Source organism: Methylomonas sp. Uni0009, from assembly GCF_054188105.3.
Map to the genome: position 1 here is coordinate 1,134,648 of NZ_JBTAFN010000001.1, position 17,034 is coordinate 1,151,681.

A 17,034-nucleotide genomic window follows, 5' to 3' on the forward strand; every position below is an offset into this window, starting at 1 on the left:
ACTATTTTGATTTATAGGGGTGTAAAATGCGACTCGTGAATTCATGGCTAAAAATTGAAAAATCATCCGGAGCTGTTCGGCGCATTCCAACGAATGTGCGAAGCCTTACCGGGAACGTTAACGGACAGGAGTTCGAGTCCTCTCTCGAACGAGACCTGCTGTTGCTCGTTCATTGGGACTACGGCGTAGATTGGTACCAGAGTCAGCCAGTCAAAATCGATTACCTAGATGCGTTAGGTGAGCGAAGGAGCTACACACCAGATTTGTTAGTAACTTATCGAACTGATGGTGCTCATGGAATCGAACAGGGAGGCGCTCGTAGACCATTATTGTGCGAAGTTAAATATCGTAGTGATTTACGGAAACAGAAGGACTTGCTTAAGCCAAAGTTTAAAGCCGCACGCGCTTACGCCAAAAGTCAAAACTATGAATTCCGGGTACTCACCGAGCGAGAGATCAGGACTGATTACCTAAAAAACGTTCAATTTTTATGGTCTTATCGCCACGCCTATTTCCATGAGCATCACTATGAGAAGTTAATAGAGGTTTTGGAAGAGTTAGGCGAAACCAGCATATCAAAATTACTAGAGGTTTGTTATTCGTCCAGAGAACTACGGGGTGAAGCTTTATGGACACTTTGGTGCATGATTTCTCGATTATGGGTGAAATGCGATTTAACAATTCCTTTATCAATGCAGTCTGTGATATGGGTTGTGAGTGATGAGTAAGCTTGCAAGACTACGAATTCTTCCGGGTGCAGTTGTTTATTTTGAATCGGTACGTTACCAGGTAATTGATTTAGTAAGCGCCACTTATCTAATGGTTAAAAATGATGAAGGCAAAACCAAAACGGTTAAAGCCAGCGACGTAGTTCCAGATCTGAAACAGCCAGTAGCGCCCCTGCCGGATTTAGGAATAATCGGCGCTGACAAATGGGAGAGAGCACTTGAAATCTATTCCGCTATAGAGCCGCTACTTGCATTAGGCAACAACGGGCGCACTAGGGCAGATGTAAAAAAGGTTGCTGATGCAGTGGATAGGAATATTGCTACCGTGTATCGCTGGATCGACGATTACGAGTCAACGGGGCTGCTTTCATCTTTAATCAGAAAAGCCCGAAAAGATACTGGTTCCAAGCGGCTTAACCCTCAGGTGGAAGAAATTATCCAACAGGTGATCAACGAGCTATATATGGACCCTCAGCGCCGAACCATCACCAAGATTGCAAAAGAGGCACGCAAAAGATGCAAACAAAAAGGTCTTCAAGAACCAGACCCTGAGACCGTAAGCAATAGGATATTGGAAATTAGCGAAGAGCAACGGATGCGCCGCCGTCGCGGTTCTAAAGCGGCGGCAGAACATTTTGATCCTATACAGGGCTCGTTTCCTGGCGCAGATTTCCCCTTGGCGGTTGTCCAAATTGACCATACGCCCATGGACGTTATCTTAGTCGATGACGTGAGTCGATTACCTATTATTCGACCCTTTCTAACGATCGCTACCGATGTGTATAGCAAAATGTGCGTCGGCTATTACATGTCGCTCAACCATCCCGGCGCACTCGCGACTGGAATGTGCCTGTCCAGAGCTATCTTAGGAAAAGAGTCGTTGCTAATGGCGCTCGGATTGGATGATATGTCATGGCCGTGTTGGGGAGTAATGACCCGCATTCACTCGGATAATGCAAAAGAATTTCGGGGCAATCTTCTGGGATTAGCAGCGAAGCAATACGGCATTATCGTCGAACGACGCCCCAGAGGAAGACCCCACTATGGAGGACATGTCGAACGGGCTTTTCGTACATTTATGCACGAGGTACATAACGAGCTTCCCGGTACAACGTTCTCAAGCGTCAACGAGAAATTGGAATATGACTCGGAAGGCAAAGCTGTAATGACATTCGATGCCCTTGAAAAGTGGTTTACGCTTTTTCTGCTAGGTGTGTACCATCAATCTCCACACGCCGGAAATGATGGCCTGCCGCCAATTGTAAAATGGGATAGGGGCATTTATGGAACAGACAATGGAATTGGTACAGGAATTCCTATGCGGGTTCCTGATGAAGAGCGGCTGCGATTAGATTTTATGCCGATCATTACGCCTATGCCGACAGTTCAACGATATGGAATCCAATTCAACAGCGTCCAGTATTGGTGTGATGCGCTTAGATATTTCATTAGTGACGAAGATTCCAAGCTAGGTACTGGCAAGGCGAGGTACGTTTGCCGATATGACCCCCGCAACCTCAGCAAGATATGGATGTTCGACCCTAAATCTGAGAAATATATCGAGGTTCCCTATAGAGATTTATCTCGCCCTCCAATTAGTTTGTGGGAGCTCAAAGAAGCCAAACGTCAACTTAAGAAGGAGTCCATAGCGTCGACGAACGAGGAATTGATATTCAAAACTGTCGATAGGATGCGTGCTTTGGTTGCGGATGAAGCTCAGCAAACGAAGGCGGCTAGGGTGAAACGACAAAAACAAAAACAGTGGGGTTCGGCATCCAAAGCTTCCTCAGAAAATTCAAAAACGTCCAACAAGGAATCTCCACAGACGGAAAGCTTTCCAGAGTTTGAAGAGTTTATCCCGTTTGATGGGATCAGGGAGGCTGAATGAGCGGGAATAATAGGCGACTGTCCCAACGGGCGGTGGAATTATTGAACTCGTCTGACGAGGAGCGACTTACCCACATCGATAAGCCTTTTTTTATTCCGTATCAAAGGGCCTCCGAGTTATTGGCCGAGATGGAAGATTTATTAGAGCATCCCAAAGTTAACCGAATGCCTAACTTCTTAATCGTAGGCCGGTCAGATAATGGCAAAACCGAAGTTTTGAGAGAGTTTTTAAAGCGTCACCCGGCAGAAGATCGTTGCGGATATGACACGGCGTATGCGCCGGTTATTTATATTCAATCACCACCGGGGCCGAGCGAGCATATTTTTCTAAATAACTTATTGATGTTATTGGGGGCAGTAGTCAAACCGAATGATTCTTCCGACCGAAAATTGTTGCAGTTGCTGGCAATACTACCCAGACTCCAGACAAAAATACTGATGGTCGATGAGTTAAATGCGCTACTGGCGGGTAGCGCAACAAAGCAACGATTTATGCTCAATATGTTGAAGTTTATCAGTAATGAATTACAAATCTGCATTGTCGCTGCGGGCACGTTGGAGGCAGAACACGCCATTCGTAGCGACGCTCAGTTGCAAAGCCGTTTTCCTTTACGGACGTTACCTCGCTGGCAACAAGGCGAGGACTTTCGAAGATTACTTTACAATTTTGAATATATTCTTCCCTTGAAATTGCCGTCAGAAATATATAAAGGCGAAATAGCAAGTAAACTATATGGTCTTAGCGAAGGCGTTATCGGTGAGGTCGCGAAAATATTACGCAGTGCGGCGAAACAGGCCATAAAAAATGGCGAAGAGCGCATCAGCATGGAAGTTATTACAAGCTGCCCCTATGTTTCTCGTAAGGGAAATATCGATATCGAGTTGCTATGACATGTTATCCGGACTCAGTGGTGCGTTATTACCGGTACATCTTCAGCCCAAAGACGACGAATTGCTCAGCTCATGGATTATTCGATTAGCACATGCGCATGGTATTAAGATCCAGACAATGTCAGCCATGTTGTTTGGGCAAAATACAAACATCTGGAATAGGGACTTAGATCAGCTTGCACCGTTGGAAGATTTGAAAATATTATCGACGGTTTCCGGGGCATCATTAGATCGTATTGAACAAACTACGCTACGAAGTTTAGAGGGAACCCTTTTCGAACGTCACACGCCAAACGGCATGTGTCGATGGATAATTCCAATCGGTATTTTTCATCGCTCCCGGCGCCGACCTGGGCTTATGTTTTGCCCCAAATGCCTCCAAGAAGATATCGAGCCCTTTTTTCGACGGACATGGCGCTTGGCTTTTGCGACTTTGTGTACAAAGCATCGTTGCTATCTTTTGGATACCTGCCCGAATTGCAAATCGCCACTGGCCCCGCATCGCTCGGACATGCAATCGAGAGCTGTGTTTCCAGTGGCCGGGCTTAATGTTTGTTGCTGGAAATGTGGCTTTGATTATCGAAACCCAATAGCGTTATTGCATTCAGTACCAGAAGAGTCGATCGTGACTTTCCAGGCCAAACTGGAAAATGCAATAAAAAATGGCTTTACTCAGTGGGCCGACAATCAAAACATGCATTCCCTTTCGTACTTTGAAGGCTTGAGAGCCTTGATTGCCGGTATTACATCAAAACAGACACTGGAGCGACTAAATAAATCGAAATTAATCGATACGACTAGTTTGGTTGGCTGGCCAAAAAATGGATTGGAAATTGCTGATTTATCAGAACGTCGAGCAGTATTTGCCGTGTTAGCTGAAATCTTATATGAGTGGCCGGAAAGGCTTGTTGCTCTAATCACCGAATGTAAGTTGAGGTATTGTGATTTGAAGGGCGATGCCGAACACTTATCGTTCTGGTATGACAATGTAATTCAGCGCGAAGCAGGGGCTGCATGCATAGCAACTAGCCACGACGAGCGTCAGTCGATTATCGACGTTGTGACAACTCGACAAGGCACGTTTAGCGCATTAAAAGCCAAAAAATTATTTGGACGAAAATTATGTGTGCCACCCGCACAACCAATTTCAGATGAAATATACGAGGCAGTGCTGACGAGCATAGATAAGCAAATCGAAGGCGTTCTCGATGAGACGGCCCGGGCTTGTTTGATCCGGGATAAACTGATGTTCGTAGCAGGCCGAATCTTTAAACTTAGTCAAGACGAACTAGCGAACTTCACACTAGAACAAATACGGAGGATTAGCCCAGAAAATGATGTCTTTAACGGTTACGGATTTGCCACTACCCCCGCACAAATTAGAGGGCAACTTGAGTGGTATTGGAACGAAATAAGACCTATACTTCAGCCGTTAGATCATGTTCGCCAGGTATTTACGTCTTCGATAACCAAACGAGGATTGCGTCGAAGCGCCATAGGTCTTCGGTTCAGAGAGGCCATAACCTCTGCTGGTTTGGATCAAAAAAATGTATGTTACGGGATTTGGAAGCGTTAGATTGATTTACTCGAAATTTCCTGCGAAGGCAGCGTGAAACACAATGGCATAATTTCTCGATTTGTAATGATTGCTTTAATCCTGGCCGTTCACTATCAAGGGGCTGCGCATCCAGGAAAAGTAGACACTGAAGGATGTCACACTAATCGGAAAACAGGGCAATATTATTGCCATTCATCTCAAGCCGCCCAATCGCCTAGATCAAACGCCAAAGCGTTCAAATCATATCAGCAACGCTATTTATTACAAAAACATCCGGCATCAGCTATCTTGATCTTTCGGACAAATTCAGAAGGATATGAACGGTACTGCACTTAATCTTAAGAAATTTCGTAACCTAAAGCATTCTGAAGATTTATTGAGTTTGGATTGGTTTGGTGGGATTTCGCCCAATAGCGATGAAACAGACAACCCACTCATCGAATGTTTTTTTACGCCAACCACCCCGGGTACTTTTCAAAGAGCGTATATAGGTCAAATCCGTGCTGGTATTGCAGTGGGTTATCTTCCATCCCTTTTTCTAGGTCAGTTTTTTAGAAATGGTAAGCATGTGCCATTAAGTCAGTGGCAGCAATCAGAAACCATTACCTTTGAGTTAGATACATCAGATTTGGAAGCGGTGAAAGACGCTACTCTCCATGACGCGAATTTGGCAGATCAATCAAAACTACTAGCAAGCCATTTTAGCGATATTAGAAAACGATCGGGAATCAAATTACTTAATGGTCTTCTAGTTAAGTCAGATAGAGAGAGTGCTGCACGATTTATTCTGAAAAATGGACCAACTCCAATGTCGGCAATAATTCACGATATGGAGTTAATTAGATTTTATTTTACTAATTCGGCTTTTTCCAGCAAGCAAATTTTTAATGGTGCTTTTCAAAAAGAAGAGTTATACGTGCGCGTTTTTAATAGAATCCATGAGCACCCTTGGTTTGATACGTCCAACAAGTCAGGACGGTTTGTATACCGACATGGATATAAACAAGCTGATGCTCCAATACTTGGAAGAATTCTTTTCGAACCGAATGGATTAGCGTTAAAAGCTGTCCAAAGAGTTTTTAAACAGATCACGGTCGATCGGATCAATTATTCTGATGGATGGCTTGGCTTTCCAAGAACTGATTTTCCGTTTAATGGGAAAACGCGGCTCAAACTCAAAGGCCGTAGACTAAAAACACAAGATGGTTTTATTTTTTTGGCGTGTCAGATTATCGGTTGCTCTGGCCCGTTTCCGTTCGCAAATTTGAGCTACAGTGACGAAATATGTCCTGGGGGAGCACCTCCGCCAGAAAATGCTCCAGTAGCCTTTCCTGGGGCAAATACGCTTGTCCATGGCCCCGCCAACGATGATCCCCAAGATCAGCATGGAGAAAGTGTTAGCGATGAACCGCCACTAAGTAATGCTATTCAAATAACCTCCGAACTTGATTATCGAGAATTTGAGGGGCTTCGTGGTGTAAAACTGAAGCATGAAAAATTGCGGGATAGTACCCACCAATCAGAATTTAAGAATCAGGAATATGACGATAGTTTAGTGAATGCCAGTACAGGTGGCGGTGTGTCAGGCAATAGCTCCGCCGTTGGTCAAGAGTTTTCAACACAACAACGGCCTCAATCGACTGTCTCCCCGGATTTGGAGACCTTTGTCAAAATTATTAATGATCTTAGAAAGATAAGGCCAACCTGGAAGATAAAAACTATTTGCGTTGGCAACGGAATGGAAGAAGAGGGAGAATGGTTTTCCTTTTTTCCGAAAGTGCCCTGTAAACAACGTAAGCGCATGATGCGACAGTTTTCATTTATGGATAAAGATAAGTTTATCCGTAGAAAATTTCTATGTGTTGAGATAAATGTAGATAAAAGATATTTATATATCTTTGAAGCGCAACGAAGGCTGAGAGATACGCCCCCGGCGGATGAAAAATCCTCTCCATATAAAGAGGATTTGCCTATATTACTACTTCGCGGAATAGGATATGAGGAAGTTTTAGGGGATGACTTTATTGAAATCCTTAAGTTGACCGTCAAAAATGAGACCTGGCCAGACGGTAGCGACCTAACGCATTTTGTTAAGGACTATACCGTTCACGGAATGGGGGCGCAATCGGTGCATGCGGTAGTGGTCAGGATTCTTGAGCTCATAGACCGTAATTTGTTATGAGATAAAATTTGGCAAAATTGTATTTATGCCAAAATATTAAGAAATAACATGAAAGAATCACCTAATGTGCCAAATAAAAGTAAAAAACAGATTCTCAACGTAGATGTATCTTGACTCAATTACTTGGCAGAATCACGCCTGAAAACAGACATTCTGAATTTAGTTGGGGTAAACAAGTTGGAAAAGAAGTTATTGAATAACCTGAGATGCCAGATATTTACCAGAAATAGGCTTGTGCTGGGTCGCAGCATAAATGTCCATGGCAATAGAGGCGAATTGTCTTAATCGATGCTACCCGTCGGTCAACGCACATCCCATTACCAAAAATATCATTCAATATTAAGTGCCCCCGACTTGAGGTGAGCATTGGCTACACCTTTGCCCCCCATAAGTTTTGAATACCCCCTAAAAGAGCACTCGCCAGACGATTGGTTCACTCCGTTTTGATTTAAATAGTTGATAGGTAACGCCGCTTCCCAGTGGGAATCTTTTATTCTCGCTTTAAGCGGTTCAGAAAGAATCCATCTATTTGGGATTATCGAATCAGAAGATAGGGAACTATAAGTTCTCACTTGAACTCAACAGAGAATGCACAAGTTATTGATATTTATATCAATATCAACATGGCACATTCAATGCATTTTACATCTTCGTCGGGCTACCACGGCCACGGCCAACAAAATGGGTACGGGCAGGCTACTTGGACGTACCCAAAAACTAATAACCAATTCAGGAGATGTTTATGTCATCGTTAAAAGACCAACTAACCACCCGTATCGCGGCCTATGATCATTGGGCCTCTCGTCGTCAATATGGGCCAGATGGTCACAACGACCGTAGTCTATGGGTTCTTGCTTGTATGGACGAGCGTCTGCCGGTTGATGAAGCCCTCGGAATCAAGGTGGATTCGCCGGTCGGCGGTGGTGATGCTCACTGTTTCCGTAATGCGGGTGGGATTGTTACCGATGATGCAATTCGTTCAGCGATGCTGACATGCAATTTCTTTGGGACCAAGGAAATTGTTATCGTTCAACACACTCAATGCGGCATGCTTTCCGCTAACGCGAACGATTTGGAAAAGATGCTTCGTGCTAGAGGAGTCGATATTGATTCATTAACGCTGGACCCGACTTTGTCAGAGCTTAAACTCGATAAAGGCGCTTTCGCTAAATGGATTGGCATGATGGATGATGTTGACGAAACCTGCATTAAAACTGTTGAAACATTCCGTAACCATCCATTAATTCCGAAAGATGTCTTGATTAGCGGTTGGGTATGGGAAGTCGAAACTCGCCGTCTGCGTGCTCCAACTTTTGATGCGCAAAAACGAGCTCGCACGGATGTCACTGCTGCTCAATTCGGTGTTACCGCCAAGCAGCCTTCTCGCTGGTCAGCCTAACCCTGATCGGGAAAACAACTGATCTGCTTCAATCTCGGAGCACTTTCCCGGGCGCAAGCCCGGGATCGATCAAAACCCATGCGTACTTTTTTTGCGCCTTAAACATTGGAGTTAATGTTCTATGCCAACTTATGATTACCATTGCGAAAACTGCGGCTCTGATTTGGAATTTCGCCATTCCGTCAACAGTAATGCGCCCGAATGCCCCCAGTGCGGCAGCATCATGGAAAAAAGAATTTTATCGGCGCCTGCCGTTCACGGTTACATGGCTGTAGGCAGAAACCAAGCAATGGCTTCGCTTCAACGCCCGCTCGACGAGGCTAGTCATCGTCATGGCCCAGGATGTGGATGTTGCGGGGGCCATCATCACGCATCTAGCAGCACGACATCCTCTTCATCTGCCGCTTGATGCGGCGTCTGGATCGCATCACTGGTTAGAGAATAATTCAGGCCAACCTCCCATGAGCACACTCGTTTGGATCATCATTTTCACCCTAACTGGAGGCCTGCTCAGCGTCGGCGCGGCAGGCTTATTTTTACTGATTCCAAATCGCTACCACCCACGAATCTTACCTCATGGGCTCAGTTTCGCCGTTGGGGCCTTGTTGAGCGTCGCTTTTCTGGATCTCCTGCCGGATGCACTACGCACTGCCGGCGAAAAACATGCACAAAGCTTAATGGCCACGGTTTTGGCAGGCATTATCGGTTTCTTCCTGTTGGAAAAATTGCTGCTATGGCGACACTGTCATACTGGCAATTGCGTTGCTCATAACAGGGGACGTTCCCATCGGTCGGCTGGCACCCTGATTATCTTGGGCGACGCCATCCACAACTTTGTCGATGGCGTCCTTATCGCGGCGGCTTTCCTTACGGATATACATCTGGGGATCATTACCAGCATCGCAGTAACGGCTCATGAGATCCCCCAGGAAATAGGTGACTTTGCTATTCTGATTGAAAGCGGTTACAGCCGTGCCAACGCATTACGCTATAACCTGATGTCCAGTCTATCCACACTGGTCGGGGGAATGCTGGCCTATTTCAGTCTGGCAAACCTGCATGAAATGTTACCCTACATTTTGGCCTTGGCGGCATCAAGCTTTTTATACGTTGCCATAGCCGATCTTATCCCTAGTCTCCATCAACGTAGCGCTATTGCAAAACAACCGGCATTTCAGCAAATTGGCCTCATAACGTTCAGTATTTTTCTGGTGTATTGGATTCACGGACAAGCCGAGGCTTTCCATGATCGACAAGGGGCGGTTGAGACTAAAACGACACGACCGCTAGAAACTGGGCCAGTATTGGAAGCAAAAATAGCCCATGCTCCACTGTGCGGGAATGAAAAATACAATATTTGATGGCAATGAAATATTTCTTTATTTTTCCGATTTTAATTTGTTCAACTTTAACGCCTTGTGCAGCCATGCCGACTTCAGACGAGGTTTTAAAGCTCATTGGCCTGCATAGCGATCAACTATCAAAATTAAAAAGTGGAGAACCCATCTCACAAGAAATAAGCGAAGGAAACGAAAAGGAATTGGCGACCATTACTGCAATTTACCTAGAATACCCTTTGCAGTCGGTGACTGAATTTATTAGGAACAATTATATTTCCGTCATGCATGGCGACGTTTTGGCCCATGGCAACATTCCGGATAATGCGAGCACAGATACATTTAAAGCGTTTTATTTTCAAGAAGCGCAAACCTCCGAAGCGTTGGCCTTATTAAACGCCGAGCCTGGCGATCACCTTAATTTGTCCGCAAGTGAAATAGAAGAGTTATCTGAAATCCGAAAAAAGCAGCACGACGCTAAGCAGCAGGATCTTCTCCTTTCGGTATCCAAAGTCTATCAAAAAATACTGTACAACCGCTGGCGTCAGTACAAAGATCATGGCATCGATGGTATTTCGGATTATTCCAGAGAAGATGAAAACGTCAAACCAGGCCTGGAATTAAAAGGTGCCTTGAAAAGTTGCAAAGTTTTATCAGGCTTATTTGCCGATTTATTCAATGATTTAAGAAATTACCCTAATCATTTTTCTTTAGGCGTTGAAGAAAGTTACTACTGGTTAAATCAAGCGCTAGAAGATAGACCGACCGCTATATTGGGACATCATGTTTTTCAAGAAACCAGTTTGGGGTCTATCGTTGTTGATAGGCAGTTCTATGTTAGTCATTCTTATAATACTACCCACGATATATTAGGTGCGTTGCCTTACTTGAACGGAACCTTGATCTTTCATGCAGTGCGCACATCTACCGATCAGGTTTTAGGCGCAGGCTCGATAATACGACATAATTTGGGGCGAAAATTTCTAAAAGCAGAGTTGCTCCACCGATTATTGAAGCTCAAACAGTCCGTAGAACGCGATCAAAGAACTGAAGATAGCAGATTTCAAACAAACCTTTGGTTCTTGATGGATTATCATCATAGAAAGACGGATGCGTCGGTCAAGCCCATTTAAGCCCATAAAGTTAAAATACCATCTTTTAGATTAGTAGTTCAGGCACAAACCCAGGAGCTTAATTTATGTCCGACACCTTATTGCCCGAGCTAAGTGCCATATCTTTCTTACAGATGTTTATTACCCAAAGCGTCAAGCTGGCAGGGCAATACAACAGTGAAAGAGGAACAGCCAACCACATCCAGGACTTAGGGTTGACTGCTAGCAGTTATCTTGAAGCCCATGCTCGCCGTCAGTTGGGACTGCCCGGTAAAATCACCCCCGAACAATATGTGTCGATCATTACACATATTAAGAAACAAATTGGCGGTAGCTTCTCCCAGGTTCCAAGCGATTCGATAGGCTGCGTATGCGTGGAAAATTTCAATTGCCCATTCGGCGAGCGCGTTAAGGAGGCACCGGAGCTATGTCGCACCACCGCTTCGGTGTTCGGTGGCATTGCAGCCCGAAATTTTGGTTACGCAAAAGTAGTGCTCAACAAGCGCATCGCCACCGGCGATGGGAAGTGTGAAGTTACGATCTACACCGATCGTGAAGCCGCCCAGATTGAAGAAGGTGACGAATATTTCAACGAGGGCGGCATGATTGTTTCGCGTTCAGCCATTGCCGAGGTCGCTGCACGCGTTTCGGAAAAAATGGCTCGAACATGGAATCCTAAGGCTGTTTCGGGTCAGAAGCGCGGCTTGGATCGGTCGGAGCTAATCGCCGAATCAGAAGTGATGCGCGAAGCATTGCAAGCGGTTGAATTGGTTGCCCCCACCTCGGCCAATGTTCTGATTAACGGTGAGACCGGTGTTGGCAAAGAAGTCATCGCGCGGGCCATCCACGCACTCAGTGATCGGAGCGCACAGAAATTTGTCGCGGTTAATTGTGGTGCCATTCCGGAAAGCCTGCTGGAAAGCGCCTTATTCGGCCACGAAAAAGGCGCTTTTACCGGAGCGCATGATCTCAGGCGCGGATTTTTTGAACGAGCAGAAGGGGGGACTCTTTTTCTCGACGAAATTGATAGCTTGCCGCTCCTTTCTCAAGCCAATCTTCTTCGTGTACTCCAGGAAGGGGAATTCGAGCGCGTCGGCGGTGCGCAGGTTCTACACAGCAACGTTCGTATCATAACCGCCTCGAATCGCCCCTTGCTGGAACTTGTCGATCAAGGGCGATTCCGCAAGGATCTGTATTACCGGCTTAACGTCGTTACTATCCGCATATCACCTTTGAGGGAACGCCGCGAAGATATTACTGCATTGGTCAATTATTTGTTGAAACAAATAGCCCATCGTTACGGTAAGCCCCCGAAAGTTTTGAGTAACGAGGCTTGGCAACAGATCATGGCCTATGAATGGCCGGGAAACGTTAGGGAGTTAGAGAATGTTCTCGAACGCGCATTTTTGTTTTCACCCGGACAAATCATTACCAAGGTCGGCGTAGATGTAACTCCTAACAGCGATGTTTCGACGGACGAAAGTAACCTTCGCGGCAAAAAACGGTTCGCCGCTAGCCAGGTAGAAACTAAGACCTTACAAGACGCCTTAGTCAAACATAACGGCAATGTCACTGCGGTGGCTAGTGAGATTGGCATAAGCCGCCGCGCTGTACATCAGAAGTTAAAGCACTACAATATCGATGCGGGAGTTTTTCGGAAGTGACCGATTGTCACTATCATCCACGACATCCTTTACCGGCTCACGATTGGGCAAGGAGTACTGAAAAAATCAGGAGATAATCAGTCCTTCCGAGCATTATTTCTATGGCGTTTTAAGAATTTTCTCTCCTGCCAGCTGACGGTAACGGCACGCTTCACAGCGCCTATAATTTTGCCTCTAGCACCAGATTGGTCGGCGTCGTAGCGGCGCGTCTGACTTGACCGAAACCAGCGGCGTTCAGCACTTCAGTGAGCCGTTTCTGTCCGGCCTGGGCACCTAAGCCAAGACCGACTTCTTGCGATTTGGACGCTGGCACGCAAACCATGGTCGAGAACGAATAATAGATTTGCCCCAATGGATGAAAATTCTCCTCCAGACTATCGCCAGCAAATGGTTCGACCAGCATGAAAGTTCCGCCTTTAGCCAGTGTACCGGCGACATGTGTAGCCGCGCCGATGGGGTCGCCCATGTCGTGAAGGGCATCGAAGATGGTCACCAAGTCATAGTTTTTGCCCGGATATTCCTTCGCCGTCACTACCTCAAAAATAGTGTTGCTTGAGACGCCGGCATCACGCGCTCGTTCACGGGCATGTTCGATCGAGGGTTCGTGAAAATCGAAGCCGTGGAAGGTTGTGTTGGGAAACGCCTTAGCCATCAGGATTGTCGAAGAGCCGTGGCCGCAGCCAACATCGGCGACGCGGGCGCCGGCTTCGAGTTTTTCTCGCACACCGTCTAGCGCCGGCAGCCAGTGGTCGATCAAGTTCATCGCATACATCGGCCGGAAAAAGCGCTCAGTGCCACAGAACAGACAAGGGCTGTGGTCACGCCAAGGCAATCCTTTGCCGGAACGGAAAACCTCGGTCAACTTGGGCTCGTCAACATACACCGACATCACCGCCTGAAAAAATCCCTGCATGCAGGCTGGATGACCTTCGGCGGCAAAAATGACTGATTGTTCCGGCGACAGTGAAAACTTTCTGGACGCGGCATCGTAATTGACGTAGCCAGCGGCGGCATTGGCGCAAAGCCATTCACGCAGATAGCGTTCGTCCATGCCGGTATTGTCGGCCAGATCCTGGCTGCTGGCCGGACTAATTTCCAGTAGCGCGCTGTATAAATCGAGCTTGTCGCCAATATACGCCATCAACAGCCCCATGGAACCGGCGACGTCATTCATCACTTTGCCTTGGAGTTGTTCCAACTTGCCGGTATCGACTTCATTCAAATGCAATGTCATGTATTGTCCTGCGGATGTGTAGTGTCAGGCACCTCAAATTCACTGAATCCGAGGTGTGTCCAGAATGCCGAAGTGTCTTCTTATCGCAGAACTTAGCGCCTATTTACTACTGCTGACTGTCGCCTTGTTTTTGACCATCAGGTTTGGCGGCGGACCAACAGGATCAAAATTTTTCAGTAACGGGACATCATCTTTGTTGACCCATAACACGTCCATATTGTACGAACCTTGAGGCCCCCAGCCGCCAAAAAACTTTTTGCCATCCGGTGTGAATGACCAGCACATGTCTTCACCGGCGGTGTTGATGGTGTCGCCGAGGTTCAATGGCTCTTGCCATTCACCCTTGGTATTTTGGTGAGAAATCCATTCATCATGGCCTCCACGCGAGCCCATGTCGGTGCGTGTGCTGGTGATGATCAGGCTTTTGCCGTCCTTCGACAACCCTGTCCAATGCAAATGGTCGCGGTACGGAGAGTTGATTCTCGATCCCAGGCTTTGCGGTTTTTGCCATTTACCGTTTTTCTTTTCGACCTTCCAAATATCGCTGTCTTGGGTCACGCCAGGTTGCTGATAACTGAAATAGATCAGACTATCCGAGGCGATGATTGGGCAATGTTCTTCACCTGTCGGAGTGTTTAAATGAGGTAACTCGGGTACATCATTCCAACTTTTGGCTTGTTGCCATACCCCATTGATTTTTTGTACCACATACAGATCGCCAGTTGAAAAATTACCGGGTTGATAGCGGGTAAAATAAATCGCGTTGCCGTCGTCGGACAGACTGGGTTCCAGTTCCCACGCTTCAGTATTAATGTTCGGGCCGACTTTGGGGTCGATGTCCGGCCCCAAATGAATCGGCGTTTGCCAAACACCATTGACGTTGTGCGCCATCCAGATGTCAAAGCTGTAAGGATTGCCTTTTGACTCGATGCTGCCAGGACGCGTGGAAACGAACAACACCGTTTTGCCGTCGGCACTGTAGGTCATTTCGAATTCAGCTGCGTCCGAGTTGATCGGTGCACCTATGCTTTTGGCCAACGAAGGCGCTTGGGCGTTTGCGCCGGATGGCATATCCATGCCGGGCATCGCATACGATGCACTCTGTCCTAACAGCAGCGCCAACCCAACGAAACGAAGATTGAGCTTCATAGATTTTATTTTCATAACGTGTGTCTCATAGGTTTTTCTGGATCGATCAAAAGTGAATGTTGTTGTTTGCTGAGATCAAACCTTGGGCTTTTCTGTTTCGAAAAGAATCGCTTGCATCGGATAGCGCGTCGGACTGGAACCGAACTCCTTTTTGAAGGCATCCGACAGTTCTTTTACGATTTCCTCGGGATCGACATCACCTCGATCTCTGATTTCAAAGATCACTGGCGTGTACACCAAAGCCCGCGCAAAGGCCGTTACATCAAGAATATCGTAGACGTGACGCTGTACAGAGATGACAATCGGATCAAAGCCAATTTGAATCAACTGTTCCTTGAGCGGATCGATTTGATGACAGGAAACCGGATCGAATAAAAACTGAGGAGTATCCGACGGAAAATATTGTTTGAGCACTTCAAAGCTCAAGCTCGCAAAGGGATTGTAGCGTTCGGAGTCCCACACTCGGAATAGGTATCGACCGCCCGGCTTCAAGGTTCGGTAAACCTCACGAAACCCTTTATCCCGGTCGAAAAACATGATGCCAAATTGGCAAATTACAGCATCAAAGGCCTCGTCATCAAACGGTAATGCCGTGGCGTCGGCGTTTTGGAACACAACTTGTTCGCCGGGCTGAAACTTTTGCCGCGCTACATCCATCATCGAGTCGCTAATGTCGATGGCGGTCAAGCGAGCTTCTTTCTTTAACAAGGTGCGCAAGTGACGCGTGACGATGCCAGTGCCGGCAGCGATTTCCAGCACGTCGGTCGGCGTTTGTTCGGCGATGCGTCTTGCGGTATCAGCGCCGTAATGCTCGAACAGTACAGGACCAAGATCGTGATCATACGGTATGACAACCTCATCAACGTAACCAGACATAGTCATTTTCCTTTGCAATCAATAACGGTAATTTTTAAAAAGATAACCAGTAGCACTGCGGCCCTTTACCTTCGACTTATTGCAGAGAGGATCTCCGCCTAACAGAGCCCGATATTCGCATTATCTTCAACCACATACAGGAATCTGACCAGCGTCCCACGCTCGGCATGATCCTTGAACCAACCATTCTCGGCCATACGAGCTTCGCACAGGAAGGCGTTGCCTTCTGCCGCAAAATCGGATTGAAGTTTGCAGGAGAATTCGTAATTTTTGATCCAGTGATTGCGAATATTCGGAGTGAAGTCGTGCTGAACATAGCGGAATGACAATGTCTGTAGAGCCTGATCCACACGCGTATGGCCGGCCAAAAGAATCGTATCGGAATCATGCTCTTCTTTGGCCTGAAACGCTGCGATAATCATACGACCGCCAGGCCGCAGCCGGGCGTTGAGTTTGGCCAGCGTCCTGTTGTAATCTCCCATGAAGTAGATCGAATCAATGGCCAGGATGACATCGTAATCGCAACCAGGCAATTCGTCATGAATCAAGTCCACCGCCTGGAAATTCAATGCGGCGGCTTTATCCCGGGTTCTTTCCTGTGCCTGGGCAATGGCGGCATCGGCATAATCAAGACCCAAAATGTTGCAGCCCGATTTTTCGTGCAGGTATTCTGTAATGTGGCCGTTGGAACACCCGATTTCCAGCACCTTCTCGCCGGGCTTAAGCAATGAGGCTAGAAAATCCATCTCGTCGGTGTCCATCATGCCGTGCTGGCACAAGTCGACGCCATAAACAGCTTCGCAAAAACGTGAGTGGGTCGGACTTTCTGCGGCACGCCGGAAGTATTCGTTGTACCAGGCCTTGGAAAACATTTCCGCCTGCCCCATGTCGACCGTGTGATTCATCAGTTCGTTCATGCTTTGTTCCATAGTCATATTCCTTAGATTAAATCGAAGAGACCAATTAGTTAACTGCCTACCCCAGAATAGACAGATAAATTGTACGGAAAATAACTCA

At 46.7% G+C, this 17,034-nt stretch carries 15 protein-coding genes; 11 read left to right on the forward strand and 4 right to left on the reverse strand.

Features of this window, described 5'->3' with window-relative positions; genetic code table 11:
* Positions 1 to 26 precede the first annotated feature (26 nt).
* From ACWAU0_RS05335 to ACWAU0_RS05385, 11 genes are all read left to right on the forward strand, one after another.
* Positions 27 to 728, forward strand: a complete 702-nt coding sequence (locus tag ACWAU0_RS05335; protein ID WP_427551337.1) for a TnsA endonuclease N-terminal domain-containing protein — start codon at positions 27 to 29, stop codon at positions 726 to 728.
* A complete protein-coding gene (locus ACWAU0_RS05340; protein WP_427551334.1) occupies positions 721 to 2,616 on the forward strand; it encodes a TnsB C-terminal domain-containing protein in 1,896 nt (631 codons plus the stop codon). The genes ACWAU0_RS05335 and ACWAU0_RS05340 overlap by 8 nt, the downstream gene beginning before the upstream one ends.
* Positions 2,613 to 3,506 carry a TniB family NTP-binding protein gene (locus ACWAU0_RS05345; RefSeq protein ID WP_427551333.1) on the forward strand — a complete coding sequence of 298 codons (894 nt, stop codon included), beginning with the start codon at positions 2,613 to 2,615 and terminating at the stop codon, positions 3,504 to 3,506. The genes ACWAU0_RS05340 and ACWAU0_RS05345 overlap by 4 nt, the downstream gene beginning before the upstream one ends.
* A 1-nt stretch (position 3,507) precedes the next feature.
* On the forward strand, positions 3,508 to 5,082 hold the full coding sequence (locus tag ACWAU0_RS05350; RefSeq protein WP_427551332.1) for a TniQ family protein: 1,575 nt from the start codon (positions 3,508 to 3,510) through the stop codon (positions 5,080 to 5,082).
* A 66-nt stretch (positions 5,083 to 5,148) separates the two neighbouring features.
* The gene (locus ACWAU0_RS05355; RefSeq protein WP_458139202.1) at positions 5,149 to 5,400 is read left to right on the forward strand and encodes a YHYH domain-containing protein; all 252 of its coding nucleotides are present in this window, start codon (positions 5,149 to 5,151) and stop codon (positions 5,398 to 5,400) included.
* Positions 5,381 to 7,246 (forward strand): hypothetical protein, encoded by a 1,866-nt coding sequence (locus tag ACWAU0_RS05360; protein ID WP_458138536.1) that lies wholly within the window; start codon positions 5,381 to 5,383, stop codon positions 7,244 to 7,246. The genes ACWAU0_RS05355 and ACWAU0_RS05360 overlap by 20 nt, the downstream gene beginning before the upstream one ends.
* Positions 7,247 to 7,988: 742 nt before the next feature.
* Positions 7,989 to 8,645 carry a beta-class carbonic anhydrase gene (locus ACWAU0_RS05365; protein ID WP_064028266.1) on the forward strand — a complete coding sequence of 219 codons (657 nt, stop codon included), beginning with the start codon at positions 7,989 to 7,991 and terminating at the stop codon, positions 8,643 to 8,645.
* A 121-nt stretch (positions 8,646 to 8,766) separates the two neighbouring features.
* Positions 8,767 to 9,054 carry an FmdB family zinc ribbon protein gene (locus ACWAU0_RS05370; protein ID WP_427551328.1) on the forward strand — a complete coding sequence of 96 codons (288 nt, stop codon included), beginning with the start codon at positions 8,767 to 8,769 and terminating at the stop codon, positions 9,052 to 9,054.
* Positions 8,978 to 10,006 carry a ZIP family metal transporter gene (locus ACWAU0_RS05375; RefSeq protein ID WP_458138539.1) on the forward strand — a complete coding sequence of 343 codons (1,029 nt, stop codon included), beginning with the start codon at positions 8,978 to 8,980 and terminating at the stop codon, positions 10,004 to 10,006. Before ACWAU0_RS05370 ends, ACWAU0_RS05375 begins: the two co-directional genes overlap by 77 nt.
* Positions 10,007 to 10,071: 65 nt before the next feature.
* Positions 10,072 to 11,115, forward strand: coding sequence for a hypothetical protein (locus ACWAU0_RS05380; RefSeq protein WP_523070762.1), 1,044 nt, complete (start codon positions 10,072 to 10,074; stop codon positions 11,113 to 11,115).
* A 65-nt stretch (positions 11,116 to 11,180) separates the two neighbouring features.
* The gene (locus tag ACWAU0_RS05385) at positions 11,181 to 12,758 is read left to right on the forward strand and encodes a sigma 54-interacting transcriptional regulator (RefSeq protein ID WP_458138543.1); all 1,578 of its coding nucleotides are present in this window, start codon (positions 11,181 to 11,183) and stop codon (positions 12,756 to 12,758) included.
* A 160-nt stretch (positions 12,759 to 12,918) separates the two neighbouring features.
* Here the strand turns inward: ACWAU0_RS05385 and ACWAU0_RS05390 are convergent, their stop codons facing one another.
* The 4 genes from ACWAU0_RS05390 to ACWAU0_RS05405 form a co-directional block, all read right to left on the reverse strand.
* Positions 12,919 to 13,992, reverse strand: a complete 1,074-nt coding sequence (locus tag ACWAU0_RS05390) for a class I SAM-dependent methyltransferase (protein ID WP_458138545.1) — start codon at positions 13,990 to 13,992, stop codon at positions 12,919 to 12,921.
* Positions 13,993 to 14,091: 99 nt separating this feature from the next.
* Complete coding sequence (locus ACWAU0_RS05395; protein WP_458138546.1) at positions 14,092 to 15,156, reverse strand: TolB family protein; 1,065 nt, start codon at positions 15,154 to 15,156, stop codon at positions 14,092 to 14,094.
* A 60-nt stretch (positions 15,157 to 15,216) separates the two neighbouring features.
* Positions 15,217 to 16,017, reverse strand: coding sequence for a class I SAM-dependent methyltransferase (locus ACWAU0_RS05400; protein ID WP_202054400.1), 801 nt, complete (start codon positions 16,015 to 16,017; stop codon positions 15,217 to 15,219).
* Between the two features lie 98 nt (positions 16,018 to 16,115).
* Positions 16,116 to 16,934, reverse strand: a complete 819-nt coding sequence (locus ACWAU0_RS05405) for a class I SAM-dependent methyltransferase (RefSeq protein WP_458138548.1) — start codon at positions 16,932 to 16,934, stop codon at positions 16,116 to 16,118.
* Positions 16,935 to 17,034 lie beyond the last annotated feature (100 nt).